The sequence below is a fragment of the Sulfitobacter sp. W002 genome (assembly GCF_025142135.1).
Classification (GTDB): domain Bacteria; phylum Pseudomonadota; class Alphaproteobacteria; order Rhodobacterales; family Rhodobacteraceae; genus Sulfitobacter; species Sulfitobacter profundi.
The window spans coordinates 3272442-3289499 of record NZ_CP081126.1 but is presented as its reverse complement, the minus strand read 5'-3'; the positions used below and the strand labels follow the sequence as shown (position 1 = coordinate 3289499).

The window sequence follows — 17058 nt, the reverse complement described above, 5'->3', positions numbered from 1 at the left end:
GGCTCAGGTATTTGGATCAACCTTGCCGCGCATCGCCTTAACCTCGCCGCGCACCTTCTTGGCCTTAAGGCGTCGTTTCTTCGACCCCAGCGTCGGGCGGGTCGCGATGCGGCGTTTGGGCGGGGTCAGGGCGGTGCGGATCAACTCGGCCAGCCGCTCGCGCACCAATTCACGGTTGCGGGCCTGACTGCGGGTTTCGTCACATTGCAACACCAGCGCGCCTTCGGTGGTCCAGCGCCGCCCGGCCAAACGGCGCAGGCGGTTTTTGACGGGCTGCGGCAGCGATGGCGAGGTGGCGGCCTCGAACCGCAATTCCACCGCCGAGGACACCTTGTTCACATTCTGCCCACCGGGGCCGGAGGCGCGCATGAAGCTTTCGGTCAGCTCCCAGTCATGAATGGCGATGTCATCGTTGATGTGCAGCATGGGCTCTCCTTGCCCGGTAACATGCCAGTCTGCGCCGTGAGGGTGAAGGGGGAATGCGAAATGGGCCGCCCCTTGCGGAACGGCCCAATCGAATGGTTTCAGGAGGGGGATCGGTTAGACCGATGTCCACCAGGTGGTTGCACTGCCAGGGGCTGCCCTAGCAAGAAACCCCGCTGGCTGTTCCGACACCTCGCTCCAATACCTTTCTTGACACTGGATCACCTCCTTTACATTTGTTGAACTCACCCTGAGCGTTGCACAGGTTTTGAAATTCGCAAAGCGTTTTTTTGGACGGTGCGGCGGCAATGGGGCGGGCCCCCCTGCGCCGGTATCAAGCGCGGGCGGTCAGCCGTGCGGTCAGCAGCCGGAAGGGGATCAGGGCAACCAGTGCGATGGCCAGTTTCACCGACCAATCCGCCACGGCGAGCGAGACCCAAAGTGGCGCAACGGGGCCTGCACCCAACAGCGGCAAAGCTTCGGTCGCCCAAGTGACATCGGTCGCGGGGTGGATGAACGACAGGCTGGCCGAGAACGCGACGGAGAAAAACAGCGCCGTGTCGATCGCGCTGCTGATCAGCGTGCTGATCAAAGGCGCGCGCCACCATGCGCCATCGCGAAAACGGTTAAAGATCGTCACATCCAAAAGCTGCGCCACGAGGAAGGCGGAGCCCGAGGCGACCGCGATGCGGACCGTCACCAGCGGGCCGAATTCGCCCATGATCTGTGTCCCAATGAGCGAGCAGATCAACCCGACGACGAACCCCACCAACACGACCCGGCGCGCAGCGGAGGCCCCGTAAAGGCGGTTCATCACATCGGTAACGAGGAACGCCAGCGGATAGGTGAAAGCGCCCCACGTCAGCCACTGGCCAAAGAGAAACTGAACAAGGATATTTGAGGCCACGACGATGGCGGCCATGGCAAGGATGCCGGGAAGATAGGTGCGTGTCATGTATGAACCGTTTTGTGCAAGGGTGCGGCGACTTGGCCTGCGGGGATCGCAGACGGAACGGTCTTTAGCCCTCGACACCCGGTTTGGCAAGGATCAGCTCGACCACCTCATTGCGCTGCATGACGAAAAAGTTGTCGTCCGACAGCAGGGTCAGCCGGGTTTGCCCCGCCGCGTCCTGCCATGTGCTGAGCGCTTCGAGGTTGTCATATTGACCGGGGCCGGAGGTCAGCAAAGTTACCTCCCCAAGTCCTGGCGCGGTCAGGTCAAAACTGCGGATGCGGCTGCGAAAGCCCAATGGCGTGATCGTCCGCTCCAGCAGATAGAGCGTGCCATCCTCGGCAAAATCCGCGTCCACCGGCAAGAACGGCCCTTGGCGCGGGATCTCTGCGGCGATTGTCCATGTGGTGCCATCAAAGGCATAAAGCGGGATGGGCCCTGATGTGGGGCCGCCGCCTTCGGGGGCCGCAAAGAGCCGTCCATCGGGATGGGCGGCCAATGTCTCCATCCCCGCGTTCGGCGCAAAGTTAGCAAAATCGTCATGTCTGGGCAGAGGGGTGGTGACCCCGCTTTCAGGCGAAATCCGAGCGACGTGGTGATCGTGTTCGAACGAGATGTAGAGTTGCCCAGTGTCGTCAAGCGCCAGCGCTTCGGCATCGCGCATCTGGCCGCGCAGGGCTTTGCCATCGGCCCCTTTGAGGGGGGCGTTCTTCTCAAGCTCAAGCGCCACCAGACGGCCCGCCTCGCGGACCATGCGCGCCTGCACGACGCGGCCCCGGTCCGAGACCGCCGTCAGGCGGGTGCCATCGGCATTAACCTCGACCCCCGAAAAGCCGCCGAACCACGGGGCCGGGTCGCTCCATGTCAGCACACTGTCCACCTGCACCACCGGCTCTGTCTGCGCGGCGGGGGCCACGCAGGCAATGAGCAGGAAGAACGGGAGGCAGGCGCGGATCAGTTTGCGTTCAAAACGGCGTTGCATTGGGCAGGCAGGTCCGCAAGCAGGATGTCGCGCTTGGGCTTGGGTTTCGTTTTGGGGGCTGTCGGATCGGGCTTTGGTGGGTTCAGGATATTGGCCTGCCACTGCCGCGCATCGGCGCAGCCGTCACCCGGCGGGGGCGGGGCCTGATCCACACAGCCGCGCGCGCCTGTTGGGCAGGCGATGCGGACGTGGAAATGATAGTGATGCCCGTACCAAGGCCGGATTTTGCGCAGATAGCTGCGGTCGCCCTTTTCATCGGCACACATCTGTACCTTCGCGCCGGGGAAGACGAAGATGCGGGCGGTGCGGGGGTCTTGGGCCGCGGCCTTGACCACCTCGTGATGCGCGGGCGTCCAAGAGGAATTGACATAGGCCCCACTCGCCCGGCGCATGGAGATCGACGAGATGTTCTCGCGCTGCGCCCGGCTGAGGTTGAGGGATTTGGGCGGCAACATCCAGATATCGGCATCCAGCCCGATCTGGTGGCTGGCGTGGCCGGTCAGCATCGGCCCGCCGCGCGGCTGGCTCAGATCACCGACATAGATGCCTTCCCAGCCCGGCTGCTGCGCCGCCTTGCGGCTGAGTTTCTTGACCATGTCGACCATCTCAGGATGGGCCCAGTTGCGGTTGCGCGACAAGCGCATGGCCTGCCATGTCGGACCCGTCTCGGGCAATTGCTCGGCCCCGGCGAGGCACCCTTTGGAGTAGCTGCCGAAAGCCGCCGAGGATTGCGTGGAGGCAAAGCTTTTGGCGCCAAAGAGCCGCTTGGCGGCGACCGTGCTCAATGCGCCGCCCGAAGAACCGATGGTCGGCAGGGCGACTTTCTCACCGCTGATGTCGGTTTCGGTCCGGTCGCCCCCGCAAGACGCCAGCGCAAAGGCCAGTGCCACGGAGGTCAGGGTGCGAAGCAGCGTCATGTGGCGAAATCTCCCTTGGGTTTGACCCACGCTAACAGGATCAAACCGACGATGAAAAGCCCCACGACGGGGGTGATGCCCAGCCGTTGGCTGCCGGTGAGGTCACTGGTCAGGGCAATCAGTGCCGGGGCGAGGAAGGAGGTCGCCTTGCCCGACAGCGCATAAAGGCCAAAAGCCTCGGTCATACGCTCGGGGTTTCCTTGTCGTGTCAGCATGTTCCGCGAGGAGGCCTGTAGCGCACCGCCCGCCGCCCCGATAGAGGCACCAGCGACGTAGAAGAGGATATCCGGCAGGGCAGACCCCTCAGGCAAAGAAACGCCCATGACAGAATTCGGCCCCAACGAGATGATCAAACAGGCAGTCGCTACAAGGATGATACAGCAGGCCACGATCACCGGCATCGGCCCGATGCGCCGGTCGATCCGCCCGCCCAGCACGCAGAACACCGCGCCCGATATGGCGGCGAGGATGCCAAAGATGCCGATCTCTTGGATCGACCACTCCAGCACGCCAAGCGCATAGACCCCGCCGAAGGTATACATGCCATTCAGCGCGTCACGGTAGAACATCGAAGAGCCGAGATAGGCCAGCAGCGAGGGATGCTTCGGCAGGCCCCGTAGGGTGCGCGCCAGATCCGACAGACCCGCACCCACGCGGTAGCGTTGCGCTCCGGGTTTCGGCGTGTCGCGCACATAGAGGAAGAAGGGGATCATGAAAACGGCGTACCAGATCGCCGCAAGCGGCCCGACAATGCGGGTGTCGGCCTTGGTCGCCGGGTCCAGCCCGAACAGCGGCGTCAGCCCCGCCATGGTGCGCCCGTTCGCACCGCTTTGAAACAGGGCGATCATCGCGATCAGCGCCAGCACCCCGCCCGCATAGCCAAAGGCCCAGCCATCGCCAGAGATGCGCCCGCGTTCACCCGGGTCGGGGTGCAACTCGGGCAAATAGGCGTTGGTAAAGATCGTGGCGAATTCCATCCCGACCAAGCCGATGCCGAAAAAGAACAATGCCCAAAGCAGAGAGAAATCCGCCGGGGCTGTCCACCACAGGGCGGCTGCGCCGATCACATACATCGCCGAAAACAGCCAGATCCATGGCATCCGACGGCCCGAGGAATCTGCCACCGCGCCCAAGATTGGCGCCAGTATGGCAATCGCGATCCCGGCCAGCGCCAGACCATAGCCCCAATAGGCCTGCGCTTGGGCTTTCGCGGCGGAAAGCTCCATCCCGCCGTCGACCAGCGCGTTGGTCGCGGTTTGGGCGAAATAGGGGCCAAAGATAAAGGTCAGCAGCAGGGTGTTGTAAGGCTGGCTGGCCCAGTCGAAAAAGTACCATCCCCAGATGCGCTTGCGCCCGCCTGTCTGTGCCATGTTGCGCCCCTTCGCGGCCTGCTCTTTTCCAAGTTAGAGCAGGGCGCGGCGCAAGGCGCAAGCGCCAGTCGTGGCGGGGTTGAAACGTTGGGCTGCCGGTCGGGTCAGGCGGAAAGGTGCGGTGCAGCTTCGCGCACGGGCGCGCCGTCTTGCATCGGCGGCCACGGGCGGTGGCTGTCGGCACGGATCCATTCGGCCACCCAGCCCGGCACCTCGGGCGAAGGTTGCTGCCGCCCCATGGCGCGCAGCACCTTTTCCGGCGGGATCAACCCGCTGCGATCGGTCACGGCAGAGCGATAAAGCACATGGCTCGCACATTCGCCGTTCTTCTTCCACATGGATTGTTCCAGATAGATGAACTTGTCATCCCAACACAGCGTTCGGCTGCGCATCTCGAACTTCTCAAACATGCGGATGCGGCGGCGGAACCGGGTGCTGGAGCCTGCGATTGTGATTGCCCATTTGTTTTGGCGAAGCAGCGTAATCAACCCGGCACGCTGCGCCATGGCGGTGCGGCCCAGATCATACAGCGACAGCGCCCGCCCGTTGTTCAGCTCCATCCAGATATCGAGGTCATGCGGCCAGCAGATGTGGTGGCTGACATGGGTGTCGGTCAGGTTTTCCAGCGGCGCCTGCCGCGCGGCGACGATGACGTCTTTGGCCATGCGGATGATCGGGAACATGGGGCTTTCCTTTGTCGTGACGGTGCCGATCTGCGGCGGAAGCGCTGCGCGGTCAAGCATATACGTCGCGGCACTCTTGCCCTTTGCGGACGGGGCGCTTAACTGTCTTGCGTCACACCAAGGGGATATTCCATGACGTCACTGTTCCAAATCCTGATGCTGCTTTTGAACATCGTTTGGTTCATCGTCATCGCCCATGTCATCATGTCTTGGTTGATCAATTTTCAGGTGCTCAATCTGCGCCAACCCTTGGTTGCGCAAATCTGGGACGGGCTGAACCGCATTCTAGAGCCGGTTTATAGCCGCGTGCGCAATGTGATCCCGCCGATGGGTGGGCTGGACTTGGCACCATTGATCGTGCTGATCGCCGTGGCCGTCGCGCGGATCGTGCTGACAAACAACGCCGCGGCCTTCTACTGACCCGCGCCAAGCCCGGTCCGCGCGCCCATGTCGCGTGCATCTGGCCTTGTTCACGGTTTGTTAGTGTGGGAGTCTGCATACAAAGAGCAGACAATCTTACAGGTTCTCCATGACAGGCGCTGCCACGCTTCTTCGTGATGTATTCGGTTTCGACGGGTTCCGCCCCGGCCAGCAAGAGATCGTTGAGGCGGTCACTGAGGGCGAGAACGTGCTTGCCATCATGCCCACGGGCGGCGGTAAATCTTTGTGTTTCCAACTGCCTGCGCTGATGCGCGAGGGGGTGACGGTGGTCATCAGCCCGCTCATCGCCCTGATGCGCGATCAGGTTCGCAGCCTGCAAGAAGCGGGGGTCGCGGCGGGCGCGCTGACCTCGGGCAACACGCCCGAAGAGACCGACGCGGTTTGGGAAGCGTTGGAGGCGGGCACCCTCAAACTGCTCTATATGGCACCGGAACGGCTCGCCGCAGGCTCGGCCATGGGCATGTTGCGGCGCGTTGGCGTCAGTCTCATCGCCGTGGACGAGGCGCATTGCGTCAGCCAGTGGGGTCATGATTTCCGCCCCGATTACCTGCGCATCGGTGAATTGCGCCGCACGCTGAACGTGCCGCTGGCGGCTTTCACCGCCACGGCGGACGCCGAAACGCAGGTTGAGATTGTCGAGAAGCTGTTTGACGGCACGCCCCCGCGCGCTTTCCTGCGCGGCTTTGACCGGCCCAACATCCACCTCGCCTTTGCCGCCAAGAACAAGCCGCGCGATCAAATCTTGAACTTCGCCGCCGCGCGTAAAGGCCAGTCGGGCATCGTCTATTGCGGCACGCGGGCCAAGACCGAAGGGCTGGCCAAGGCGCTGCGCGATCAGGGGCAAACGGCGCTCCATTACCATGGCGGGATGGAGGCCGAAGACCGCCGCATCGCAGAGCGCCGGTTCCAGCAGGAGGACGGGCTGATCGTCTGCGCCACGGTGGCCTTTGGCATGGGTGTCGACAAACCCGACATCCGTTGGGTCGCCCATGCCGATCTGCCCAAGTCGATTGAGGCTTACTATCAGGAGATCGGTCGCGCCGGGCGTGATGGTGCCCCGGCTGAAACCCTGACCCTCTTCGGCCCCGACGACATCCGCCTGCGCCGCAGTCAGATCGACGAGGGGCTCGCCCCGCCCGAACGTCGCGCCGCCGATCACGGGCGGCTCAACGCTCTGCTCGGTTTGGCCGAGGCGCTGGAGTGTCGTCGCCAGACCTTGCTGGGCTATTTTGACGAGTCCGAAATCACCTGTGGGCGCTGCGACCTCTGTGATACGCCCGCGGATGTGTTCGATGGCACCACGGCAGTGCGCAAGGCGCTCTCGGCCATGCTGCGCACCGATGAATGGTTCGGCGCGGGGCATCTGATCGACATCCTTTTGGGCAATGAGACCGACAAGGTCCGCCAGCGCGGCCACCAGTCCCTGCCCACTTACGGCGTCGGCGGCGAATACAGCCGCAATGAATGGCAAGCGGTGTTCCGTCAGATGATGGGCCATGACCTCGTGCGCCCCGATGCCGAACGCCACGGCGCGCTGCGGATGACCGATGCCGCCCTACCGATCCTGCGCGGTGAGGCGTCGATCAACCTGCGCCGCGATACGATCAAGGCGGCGGGGGCCAATCGCCGACCTGCCGTTAAAGCGATGGTCAGCGATGAAGACGCGCCGCTGCTGTCGGCGCTCAAGGCCAAGCGTCGCGCATTGGCCGAGGCGGCGCGCGTGCCTGCCTATATCATCTTCACCGACCGCACCCTGATCGAGATGGCCGAGGCGCGTCCGCAAAACCTAGATGCCATGGCCCGTATCGGCGGCGTGGGCGCGAAAAAGCTGGAAAACTACGGCGCCGCCTTCCTTGAGGTCATCAACGGCGAAGCGCAGCCAATGCATAAGGCCCGGCGTAAACTGGCGGGCCGCGAGGCGGGCAATGTCTATGACCAGTTGTTGCAGGTGCAGGCCGATTTGGCGCGGGGTGAGCAGGGCACCGACAAGCCGCTGAGCTGTTCTGCCGCGATGCTGGCCAAGGTCGCACAACTGCGCAGCGCCGACAGCTCCGCGATTGAACGCTTGCTCGGCGACAAACGCGCCGAACGCTTTGGCCCCGCCTTTCTGGACGTTCTGCGCGACGCGGGCTAGATCACCCCGACACGCCCCAAGGAGACTGCCATGCTCGTCGTTATTTCCCCTGCCAAACGCCTTGATTGGGCCGAGCGCGATGTCGCCGTCACCCAGCCTGATTTTCAGGAAGACGCTGTGCGGCTCGCGACCACCGCGCGCAATCTCACCTTGGGCAACCTCAAAGACCTGATGGGGCTGAGCGACGATCTGGCGCGGCTCAACCGCGACCGGTTTCAGGCGTTCGAGGCTGAGCCCGCCGCCGACACCACCCGCCCCGCCGCGTTGGCCTTTGCGGGCGACACTTATCAGGGGTTGGAGGCTGCGAGCCTAGATGCCGATGAGATGACCTATGCCCAAGAGCACCTGCGCATCCTGTCGGGGCTTTACGGCGTGCTGCGCCCGCTCGACGCGATCCAAGCCTACCGGTTGGAGATGGGCAGCAAGCTGAAAACCCGCCGCGGTGGCAACCTCTATGACTACTGGCGCGACAGCCTCTCAAAGGCGCTGAACGCGCAGGCCGAAGCCACCGGCAGCGATGTTCTGGTGAACTGCGCCAGTCAGGAATACTTTGGCGCGGTCGACCTCAAAGCGCTGAAATTGCGCGTGATCACCCCGCAGTTCATGGAAGACAAGGGCGACGGTAAAGGGCCGAAAATCGTTAGCTTTTTTGCCAAGAAAGCACGCGGCGCCATGGCGCGGTATATCGTGCAGCACCGGGTGAATGATCCCGAGGGGTTGCAGGATTTCGACAGCGGCGGCTATGCCTATCAGCCCGATGCCTCGACGCCTGAGCGTCCGGTCTTTGCCCGGCCCTATCCGTCGACCTGATCTGGGGGCGGGGGGCAATGCGCGCGATCCCGCCATATGCCACCCGCCGGGCAATTGCCGCGCATGGCGAAGGGGGGTAGACCTAGCGCCATGAAATACCCGCTTGTTACCGCCGCCCTACTTGCCTGCGCCACACCGCTTGGCGCGCATCCGCATATCTTTGTCGATACCGGTTTTGAGGTGATCCTCGATGCTGAGGGGCGCTTGACCCATCTGCGGATCACATGGGCCTATGACGAATTCTATTCTTTGTTGGTGACCGAGGATCGCGGGCTTGATCCCGATTACGATGGCGTGTTGACCGAGGCGGAAGTGGCCTCTCTCAACGGGTTCGACATGCGTTGGGTCGAAGGGTTCAACGGCGATACGGTCTTGCTGAACGGCGGTGAAGAGATCGCGCTTTCCAGTCCGCAAGAGGTGGCGACGACCTTTTCCGAGGGCCGGATCATCACCAGCCATCTGCGGGCGGTCGAGGGCGATGCGCCTGACGCGAATGGGCTGGTCATCAAACCCTATGACCCGACCTATTACACTGCCTATGAGGTGACTCAGAAGGTGACCGTGCAAGGCGATGACGCCTGTCGCGCGCGGGTCAAGATGCCAGAGATGAACGCCGATCTGCGCGAACTTCAGCAGGATCTGAGCGCCTTGGACGCGAATACCGATCCGAACGATGTCGGCCTGCCGGAGATCGGCGAAGCCTTGGCCAATGAAGTGGTGATCACATGCGACGCATCATAGCGCTGGCCGCCTTGGCTACCCTACTGGCGCTGGCGGCGCTGTGGTGGACGGGGGGCTTTAACGCCTTGGCCCATTGGGCGGCAGGGCAGCAACGCGGGTTTCAAAACAGCATCGCCAGCGGGCTGCGCGCCACGCGGGGGGGCGATACGGCGGCGTTCTGGACGGTGCTGCTGGCGTCTTTTGCCTACGGCGTGGTGCATGCGGCGGGGCCGGGGCACGGCAAGATCGTGATTGGCGGCTATGGTCTGGCGCGCTCGGTGCCCATGCTGCGGCTGTCGCTGATCGCTCTGGCCGCCTCGTTGGGCCAAGCGGTGACGGCGGTGGTCTTGGTCTATGCGGGGATCCTGCTTTTGGGCCTTGGCCGTGAGGCGCTGGTGGGCGTGACCGAAGACATCATGGCCCCGGCAAGCTACGGCGCAATAGCCTTGATCGGGCTTTGGTTGATCTGGCGCGGGCTACGTCATGCGCGGCAAAAGAAGGCAGCGCATAGCGAAGAGGTCTGCGGCCATTGCGGCCATGCCCATGGGCCAAGCTTGGCACAGGTCCAGCAGGCGGGCAGCCTGCGCGATGCGCTGCTTTTGATCGCCGGGATCGCCATCCGTCCCTGCACCGGGGCGCTGTTCGTGCTGGTGATCACTTGGCATATGGGCATCGGCGGTGTCGGTGTTTTGGGCGCTTTCGCCATGGCCCTTGGCACCGGGTTGATCACCATCGCCACCGGTCTTGCCGCCACGGGGTTGCGGGCGGGGGTGCTTGGTGGGCTCGCCGGATCGCCGCGCTTGGCACAGGCCGCGGCGGTGGCCGAGCTGACGGCAGGGCTTATCGTCGTCACGCTCGCGGGCGGGCTGCTGCTTCGCGCGCTTTAACGGCGGCCTTCGCGCAGCCAAGCGGCAATGATGAACAGCGCCGAAAGCAACAGCACCAACCACCCCGGCAACAGCGGTGTTTGCCGCACATCGCGGGTCTCATAAGCGCCACGTGGGGTCAGCCCCAGCCAGCCGCGTCCGGCAGCCGGGCGGCCAAGGCGCACGTCGCGCAGACGGGGGAGCCCATCCTCCACCTGTGCCACGCCACCACGCAGGGTGTCGATGGCTGGGCGCAGGGCTTCATCACTGGCAATCGTCTCAATAAACTCGCGCGGGGCGGCAGGGCCGAGGCCGATGACAGTCACCTTCTCCCCGTTTTCCAATCGGTAGAGGCCCATCTCTTCGCCCGTGAATTCAGCCTCGAAACGGCCCGGACCAGCGGGGAAGAGGGGCACTTCGGTGGTGCTGCCATCGGGGGCGGTGATGGTGACCGGGGGCACGGTTTCATCCAAGGTCCGGCGGGTGATCCGCATGGTGCGGCCTTGGGCGGTGGCGGTCAGCGCCTCTTCCTCAAGCTCGGGTTCTTTCATCATCCAATGGGCCAGACGGCGCAGCAGTTCCAACTGCGGGCCGCCGCCCTCATAGCCCCGGTTCCACAGCCACGCATGATCTGAGGCCAGCAGCGCCACGCGGCCTTCGTCGACGCGGTCAAGCACCAGCAGTGGGCGGTCGTCTGCGCCGCTCATGACCACATCGCCACGCTCAGCCGTCACGTCGATCTGACGCAGCCAGCGGCCCCAGTCGCCTTTGCCCGGCAGTTCGGCGGTCACGGGATGGCGCTGACCGATGTCGGTGACGACCGGGGGGAAGGCTTCCTCCAAAACTCGCGCGGTGGGGGTGGCGGGCAGCACCGTGCCAAGCGGCGACCGGTAGAGGCTATCGGCACTGGCGAAATCCGGCCCCGCAGCAACCAGCACCGCGCCGCCCTTGCGCACATATTGCGCCACGTTATCGAGGTAGAGCGCAGGCAAAATGCCGCGCCGCTGGTAGCGGTCAAAGATGATCAGGTCAAAGTCGTCGATCTTGTCCATGAACAATTCGCGCGTCGGAAAGGCGATCAGCGACAACTCGTTCACCGGCACGCCATCCTGTTTGTCGGGCGGGCGCAAAATCGTGAAATGCACCAGATCGACCGTGCTGTCGGACTTCAGCAGGTTTCGCCACGTGCGCCCCCCGGGATGCGGCTCGCCTGAGACGAGCAGCACGCTCAGCCGGTCGCGCACCCCGTTCATCTGGATCAGCGCGGCATTGTTGCGATCGGTCAACTCACCCTCGGCTTCGGGGAGGGAGAAACGGATCACATTACGCCCCCCGTGAGGCAGGGCAACGGGCAGTTCGAGGTCTTGGCCAATGGGAACGTCAAAGCTTTGCGGGTCTTCACCATCGACAGAGATATCAAGCCGGGTCAGACCCCCGTCCTCGGGCGCGGCGCCCAGATCGTCGATGCGCAGGGTCAGGGTCACCGGCTCCCCGATGATGGCAAAAGCAGGGGCGTTGCGTACGGTCAGGCGGCGGTCCCAATCCGCGGCCCGGCCGGTTTGCAGCAGGTGCAGCGGCGCGGGAAGGTCAAGCGGCAGGTCCGCGTCATGCACCCGGCCATCGCTGACCGCCAGAATGCCCGCAATCCGCGCGCGCGGCTCTTCGGCCAGCGCGTCGGCCAGCGTGGTCATCAACCGTGTGCCCGCGTCCTCGGCCCCGTCGGGCACGGTGATGCGGCGCAGTTCCGTATTTGGGCGCGCGGTGATCCGGTCGGCCATCGCCTCGGCGGCGGTATCTGACTGGTCGGCGCGGTCCGCCAGCCGCTGGCTGGCGCTTTCGTCTTCCAACAGCAGCACGATGTCACTCAGCGGGGCGCGGTCCTCTGTTTGATAGGAGGGGCCAGCCAATGCGCCAAGCACCACCACAGCGGCCAGCCCCCGCAGTGCCCAGCCCGACAGGCCACGCCAGACCGTCAGCAGAACGCCGAGCGCGGCAAGCACCGCCAGCCCAATCAGCAGCGGCAGCGGGATCAGCGGGTCAAAAAGCACGGTTCCGGTCATTGGCCCAACCTATCGAGCAGCGCAGGCACATGGACCTGATCGGATTTGTAGTTGCCTGTCAGCACATGCATCACAAGGTTTACGCCAAAGCGATAGGCCAGTTCGCGCTGCCGTTCCCCAGCATAGCCGCGCCCGATGGGCAGCAGCGGCGCACCATCGCGGCGCACGGCCCAAGCGGCGGCCCAATCGTTGCCGCCGATGACCACCGGGGTGACCCCGTCATTGAGGTTGCGGAAGGGCATGCCTTCGATCCGCTCGGCATCGGGCGGCGCGGCCTCCACCCAGACATCGCGGCTGGTGTAGCGGCCGGGGTAGTCCTGCAGCAGATAGAAGGTGCGGGTCAGCACATGGTCGCCGGGCAGCGGCTCAAGCGGTGGGATGTCGAGCGGGGCGGCCAATTCTTGCAGCTTGCGCCCGTTCGGGCTGGCGGCACCATAGCTTGCGATATCTGCGTCTCGGGTATCAAAGAGGATCAACCCGCCCGAGCGGAGATAGTCGTTCAGCTTGCCATAAGCCTCGGTCGAGGGCTGCGGTTGATCGGGGGTGACGGGCCAATAGAGGATCGGGAAAAAGGCGAGTTCGTCCTGCTCCAAATCGACACCTGTGGGCAGGGCAGGTTCTACCGTGGTGCGAAAATAAAGCGTGTCCGACAGGCCGGTCAGCCCGGCGCGGGCGACCTCGTCTACATCAGCGTTGCCGGTCAGCACATGGGCCAGCGTGACTTCGGAGGCGGAGCGCACGGCAAAGCTTTCGGGGTCAGTCTCTTGCGCGTCCCCCATCTGTGGCAAGCCCAGCCCCAAGATCAGCGCCAAGCTGCCGGTGGAGCGACGCAGCAGCAGCCCCGAAAGGGCGAGAGAGGCCAGCACATCGGCAACCAGCAACAGGATCGCGAGGCTCAGAAGCGCTCCGGCCAGCGGCTGTTCGGGCGGTAGCGCAAGACCACGCAGCGGCACATCCGATGGCCATCTGGCGGGGGCGAGCGTGGTCTCAGCAGTCAACACATTGCGCGCCAGCCGCCGATCGTCCGAACCGTAGATGCCGGGGGGTAGCGCAGGGCCGGCGGGGGCCGAAATCAAGTCAGGCCCCGCGACACCGGGCAGGTTGCCCGCGTCCGAGAGGGTGCCGAAACCGTCCATCACCCGCAGCGGGGTCCATGTGGTGCCCTCAAGGCTGCCGGCCTCGGGCGTGCTGGCACCAGAGGACACAGCCAGCCGCTCCATCATCTGCACGAAAAGGCCCGACAGCGGCAGGGTCGACCATTCCGCGGTGGCGGTGACGTGGAAGAGCACGATCTGCCCCTGACCCACAGCCTTGCGCGTGACCAGCGGCGTGCCGTCACTCAGCGACGCAATCACCCGGTCGGCCAGCGTCGGGTCCGGTTGCGCCACGACCTGCGCGGAAACAGTCACGTCATCTGGCACCGGCAGGCCGAAGAAAGGCGATCCGTTGCGGAAAGGGGCCAGCGCCTTCGGCTCCCCCCAAGACATCGCACCGCCCACGCTGCGCCCCCCAGCACGCAGGCGCACCGGCATCAGCGGATCTTCGTCGATGCGGCTCACGTCACTGGCGGCGATGCGCGGTCCGGCGAAGCGAATGAGCATACCGCCCGCGTCGATCCACTCTTGCAGCGGCTCTGCTTCGGCGGGGCTGAGGGTGGCCACATCGGCCAGCACGATCACATCGGGGTTGGCGGGCAGCACGTCGGACAGGGTGCCGTCGATCAGGTCAGCACTCGGGGCCAGCGCTTGTTCGATGTAGTGCAGCGGAGAGAGCAGTTGCAGCCCCTCCTGCGCCCCGCGCCCGCTGATCAGCGCGACCTCACGGCGGCGCAGCCCGTCATCGATCAAGGTACGCGCCCCGGCAGAGCGTTGGCCTGCGATATCGAAAGAGGTCAGCCGCGCGCGCAGTTCGGCGGGCAGCGACAGGGAGGTGGTGGCCTCTGTCGCCCCCGCCTCGAAACTGGCATTGGCGGTGGCCAAAACGCGGGCATTGCCTGCGGGGTCGCGGCCATGGGCCTGCACCACGGCGTCGTGTTCCGGGCCGGGGCTGGCGCGGCGCAGGGTCAGGTCGATTGCACCGTCTTGGTAGACCGCGGGCGCGATGCCGATGACGTTGTTGGCCGACTGATGCACCTCAACCGCGCCTTTGGTCTGCAACGCGGCGAGAAGATCATCGCGGCCCGGATAGTCCAAGCCATCGCTGAACCACATCGTGTCAAAGGCGGGCAGGTCTGCCATGATTTCGGTTGCGCGAGCGATCTCAGCTGGGGAAGGCTGCCACGGCGCGGGGGAAAGCCCGGCAAGGCGGCTGCGCCATGCGTCGGCGGATTGGAAGGTTGGCACCTGCGGGTTGGTCAAGGTCAGGATGCCCACGGTCCGCTCGGCCCGGCCAGTACGGGCCAGCTGCGCGTCTACAGCAGCCAACTGACGATCCCAGCCGCTGGCCCCGGCCCAAGAGCCATCGAGCACCATCAACAGCGGGCCGCTGCCCTGTTCCGCCTCGGCCTGCGGGTTCAGCACCGGCCCGGCAAGGCCAATGATGATCGCTGCTACGGCCAGCATCCGCAGCAACAGCAGCCACCACGGGGTGCGGTCCGTGGTGCTTTCGTCATCCGCCAGACCCAAGAGCAGCGCCACACCGGGAAAACGGCGGCGGATCGGGGCGGGGGGCACGGCACGCAGGATCAGCCACAGGATCGGCAGCGCCAGCAGGGCCAGCAGCAGCCAAGGCGCGGTGAAACCAATGCCGCCGAAAACGCTCATGCAGCACTTCCTTGTCGCGCGTCCAACGCGCCATAGAGCCACAGCAGCGCCGATTGCGCGGAAGCGTCCGTGTGGTGTAGCCCGTAACGCCAGCCGGTGCGGGCGCAGAGTTGTTGCAATTCATCTTTGCGCGCCGCGAGCCGGTCGAGATAGCGGTCGCGCAGGTCGTTCGCCTTCAGCGTCTCGTGGCGCAGCGTACCGCCGACGCTTTCGAAAATGGTACGGCCCGCAAAAGGGAAGGCTTCCTCTGCCGGGTCGAGCAGGTGATAGAGCACGCCGCGCACGCCACGATCGGCGGCTTTGGTCAATGCAGTCTGCACCGGTTCAAGATCGCCCATGAAATCCGAGATAAAGATCGCCCGCGCATGGGGGATCATGCCACGGTGTTCGGGCGGGGCATATTCGCGGGTGTCTTCTTGGCAGAGCAATTCGGCCAGTCGCAGCACCTGCGGATTGCCGCGCCGGGGCGGTAGGGCGGTGCCGGTCAGGCCCACACGCTCACCGCCGCGCAGCAGCAGGATCGACAGCGCGAGGCCCAACAGCCGCGCGCGATCCGCCTTATCGGGCAACCCTTCGTCAGAGGCAAAGCGCATCGACGCGCTCTGATCGACCCAAAGCATGACCGACTGCGCAATCTGCCATTCCCGCTCGCGCACGAACTCCTGATCGCCCCGCGCAGAGCGGCGGTGGTCGACCATGCGTCGGCTGTCGCCCATTTGCGCCGGGCGGTATTGCCAGAAATCATCCCCCGTCCCCGCACGGCGGCGGCCATGGGCGCCGGGCAACACGGCACCTGCCAGTTGCTCGGCCCGCGCCAGCAGCGCGGGAAGCCTGGCCGCCTCGCCCTCGGCGTCGGCCCTGAGGGTTAGGGGGGAATGGGTCACGCGGCGGCCTTTTTCCCGATCAGTTGACCGGCGGTGGCGTCGATCAGCCCTTGCAAGCTTTCGCCGCGTGCGCGGGCGGCAAAATTCAGCGCCATCCGGTGGCTCAGCACCGGGCGGGCCATCGCCAGCACGTCTTCGGCAGAGGGGGCCAACCGCCCCTCCAGTAGCGCACGGGCGCGGACCGTCAGCATCAGCGCCTGCGCGGCACGGGGGCCGGGGCCCCAAGCGACACTGTCGCGCACCGCAGGGGTGGCCTCGGGTTCATCGGGGCGGAAGGCGCGGACAAGATCAAGGATCAGTTCCACCACACTGTCGCCCACGGGCATCCGGCGCAGCAGGTTCTGCGCGGCCAGCAGATCGTCGGTCGAGAAGACAGGCTGCACCGCGCCGTCTTCCACACCCGTTGTGGTAATCAGAATGTCCCGCTCCGTCGCGCGGTCGGGGTAGGCCACGTCGATCTGCACGAGGAAACGGTCAAGCTGTGCTTCGGGCAGCGGGTAGGTGCCTTCTTGCTCGATCGGGTTTTGCGTGGCGAGCACGTGGAAGGGCTGGCCGAGGGCGCGGTCTTGGCCCGCCACAGTCACCGTCTTTTCCTGCATCGCCTGCAAAAGTGCCGACTGCGTGCGCGGGCTGGCGCGGTTGATCTCATCCGCCATCAGAAGCTGGCAAAAAATCGGCCCTTCGATAAAGCGAAAGGCCCGGCTGCCGTCGGGCGCGGTATCAAGCACTTCGGAGCCCAGAATATCGGCGGGCATCAGATCGGGGGTGAATTGCACGCGGTTGCCGTGCAGGCCCATGACAGTGCTCAACGTCTCAACCAGTCGTGTCTTGCCCAAGCCCGGCAGGCCAATCAGCAGCCCGTGGCCACCGCAGAGCAGAGCCGTGAGCGCGAGGTCGACAACCTGTTCTTGCCCGACGAACCGCCCGGTGATCGACTGCTTGGCCTTGCCTAGCTTTTCGGTCAGCGCTTCGATTTGCGCGATCAGATCATCCGCTTCGGCCATGACATTTCTTTCCCCGGAGTTATATCTTTCAGGTGTAAGTGTATCGCGAC

At 64.9% G+C, this 17058-nt stretch carries 15 protein-coding genes; 5 read left to right on the top strand and 10 right to left on the bottom strand.

What is annotated here, in order from left to right:
• Nucleotides 1-3 precede the first annotated feature (3 nt).
• The 6 genes from arfB to K3758_RS16320 all read right to left on the bottom strand — a co-directional run bounded on the left by arfB (nt 4) and on the right by K3758_RS16320 (nt 5327).
• Nucleotides 4-426: an alternative ribosome rescue aminoacyl-tRNA hydrolase ArfB gene (gene arfB / locus K3758_RS16345; protein ID WP_067939814.1), complete on the bottom strand. Its 423-nt coding sequence runs from the start codon at nt 424-426 to the stop codon at nt 4-6.
• Between the two features lie 331 nt (nt 427-757).
• Entirely contained in the window at nt 758-1378 is a 621-nt protein-coding gene (locus K3758_RS16340) for a queuosine precursor transporter (RefSeq protein ID WP_259946580.1), read from the bottom strand.
• Between the two features lie 64 nt (nt 1379-1442).
• Nucleotides 1443-2357 carry an esterase-like activity of phytase family protein gene (locus K3758_RS16335; RefSeq protein WP_259946579.1) on the bottom strand — a complete coding sequence of 305 codons (915 nt, stop codon included), beginning with the start codon at nt 2355-2357 and terminating at the stop codon, nt 1443-1445.
• On the bottom strand, nt 2330-3274 hold the full coding sequence (gene mepA / locus K3758_RS16330; RefSeq protein ID WP_259946578.1) for a penicillin-insensitive murein endopeptidase: 945 nt from the start codon (nt 3272-3274) through the stop codon (nt 2330-2332). Before mepA ends, K3758_RS16335 begins: the two co-directional genes overlap by 28 nt.
• A complete protein-coding gene (locus K3758_RS16325; RefSeq protein ID WP_259946577.1) occupies nt 3271-4644 on the bottom strand; it encodes an MFS transporter in 1374 nt (457 codons plus the stop codon). Before K3758_RS16325 ends, mepA begins: the two co-directional genes overlap by 4 nt.
• 104 nt (nt 4645-4748) lie before the next feature.
• A complete protein-coding gene (locus K3758_RS16320) occupies nt 4749-5327 on the bottom strand; it encodes an acyl-CoA thioesterase (protein ID WP_259946576.1) in 579 nt (192 codons plus the stop codon).
• 132 nt (nt 5328-5459) lie between these two features.
• On the opposite strand from K3758_RS16320, the gene K3758_RS16315 reads away from it, so the two are divergent.
• The 5 genes from K3758_RS16315 (at nt 5460) to K3758_RS16295 (ending at nt 10319) form a co-directional block, all read left to right on the top strand.
• Entirely contained in the window at nt 5460-5747 is a 288-nt protein-coding gene (locus tag K3758_RS16315; RefSeq protein WP_067935215.1) for a YggT family protein, read from the top strand.
• A gap of 109 nt (nt 5748-5856) precedes the next feature.
• The gene (gene recQ / locus K3758_RS16310; RefSeq protein ID WP_259946575.1) at nt 5857-7902 is read left to right on the top strand and encodes a DNA helicase RecQ; all 2046 of its coding nucleotides are present in this window, start codon (nt 5857-5859) and stop codon (nt 7900-7902) included.
• A gap of 30 nt (nt 7903-7932) precedes the next feature.
• The gene (gene yaaA / locus K3758_RS16305) at nt 7933-8712 is read left to right on the top strand and encodes a peroxide stress protein YaaA (RefSeq protein ID WP_259946574.1); all 780 of its coding nucleotides are present in this window, start codon (nt 7933-7935) and stop codon (nt 8710-8712) included.
• A gap of 90 nt (nt 8713-8802) precedes the next feature.
• Entirely contained in the window at nt 8803-9453 is a 651-nt protein-coding gene (locus tag K3758_RS16300; protein WP_259946573.1) for a DUF1007 family protein, read from the top strand.
• Nucleotides 9438-10319 (top strand): nickel/cobalt transporter, encoded by an 882-nt coding sequence (locus K3758_RS16295; protein ID WP_259946572.1) that lies wholly within the window; start codon nt 9438-9440, stop codon nt 10317-10319. Before K3758_RS16300 ends, K3758_RS16295 begins: the two co-directional genes overlap by 16 nt.
• Here the strand turns inward: K3758_RS16295 and K3758_RS16290 are convergent.
• From K3758_RS16290 to K3758_RS16275, 4 genes are read right to left on the bottom strand one after another with little or no spacing between them, the layout of a single operon-like run.
• On the bottom strand, nt 10316-12358 hold the full coding sequence (locus tag K3758_RS16290) for a hypothetical protein (protein WP_259946571.1): 2043 nt from the start codon (nt 12356-12358) through the stop codon (nt 10316-10318). The two genes, K3758_RS16295 and K3758_RS16290, sit on opposite strands and share 4 nt — an antisense overlap.
• Nucleotides 12355-15120, bottom strand: coding sequence for a DUF4159 domain-containing protein (locus tag K3758_RS16285; protein ID WP_259946570.1), 2766 nt, complete (start codon nt 15118-15120; stop codon nt 12355-12357). The genes K3758_RS16290 and K3758_RS16285 overlap by 4 nt, the downstream gene beginning before the upstream one ends.
• On the bottom strand, nt 15117-16004 hold the full coding sequence (locus K3758_RS16280; protein ID WP_259946569.1) for a DUF58 domain-containing protein: 888 nt from the start codon (nt 16002-16004) through the stop codon (nt 15117-15119). Before K3758_RS16280 ends, K3758_RS16285 begins: the two co-directional genes overlap by 4 nt.
• A complete protein-coding gene (locus tag K3758_RS16275; RefSeq protein ID WP_259946568.1) occupies nt 16001-17008 on the bottom strand; it encodes a MoxR family ATPase in 1008 nt (335 codons plus the stop codon). The genes K3758_RS16280 and K3758_RS16275 overlap by 4 nt, the downstream gene beginning before the upstream one ends.
• Nucleotides 17009-17058: the final 50 nt, after the last annotated feature.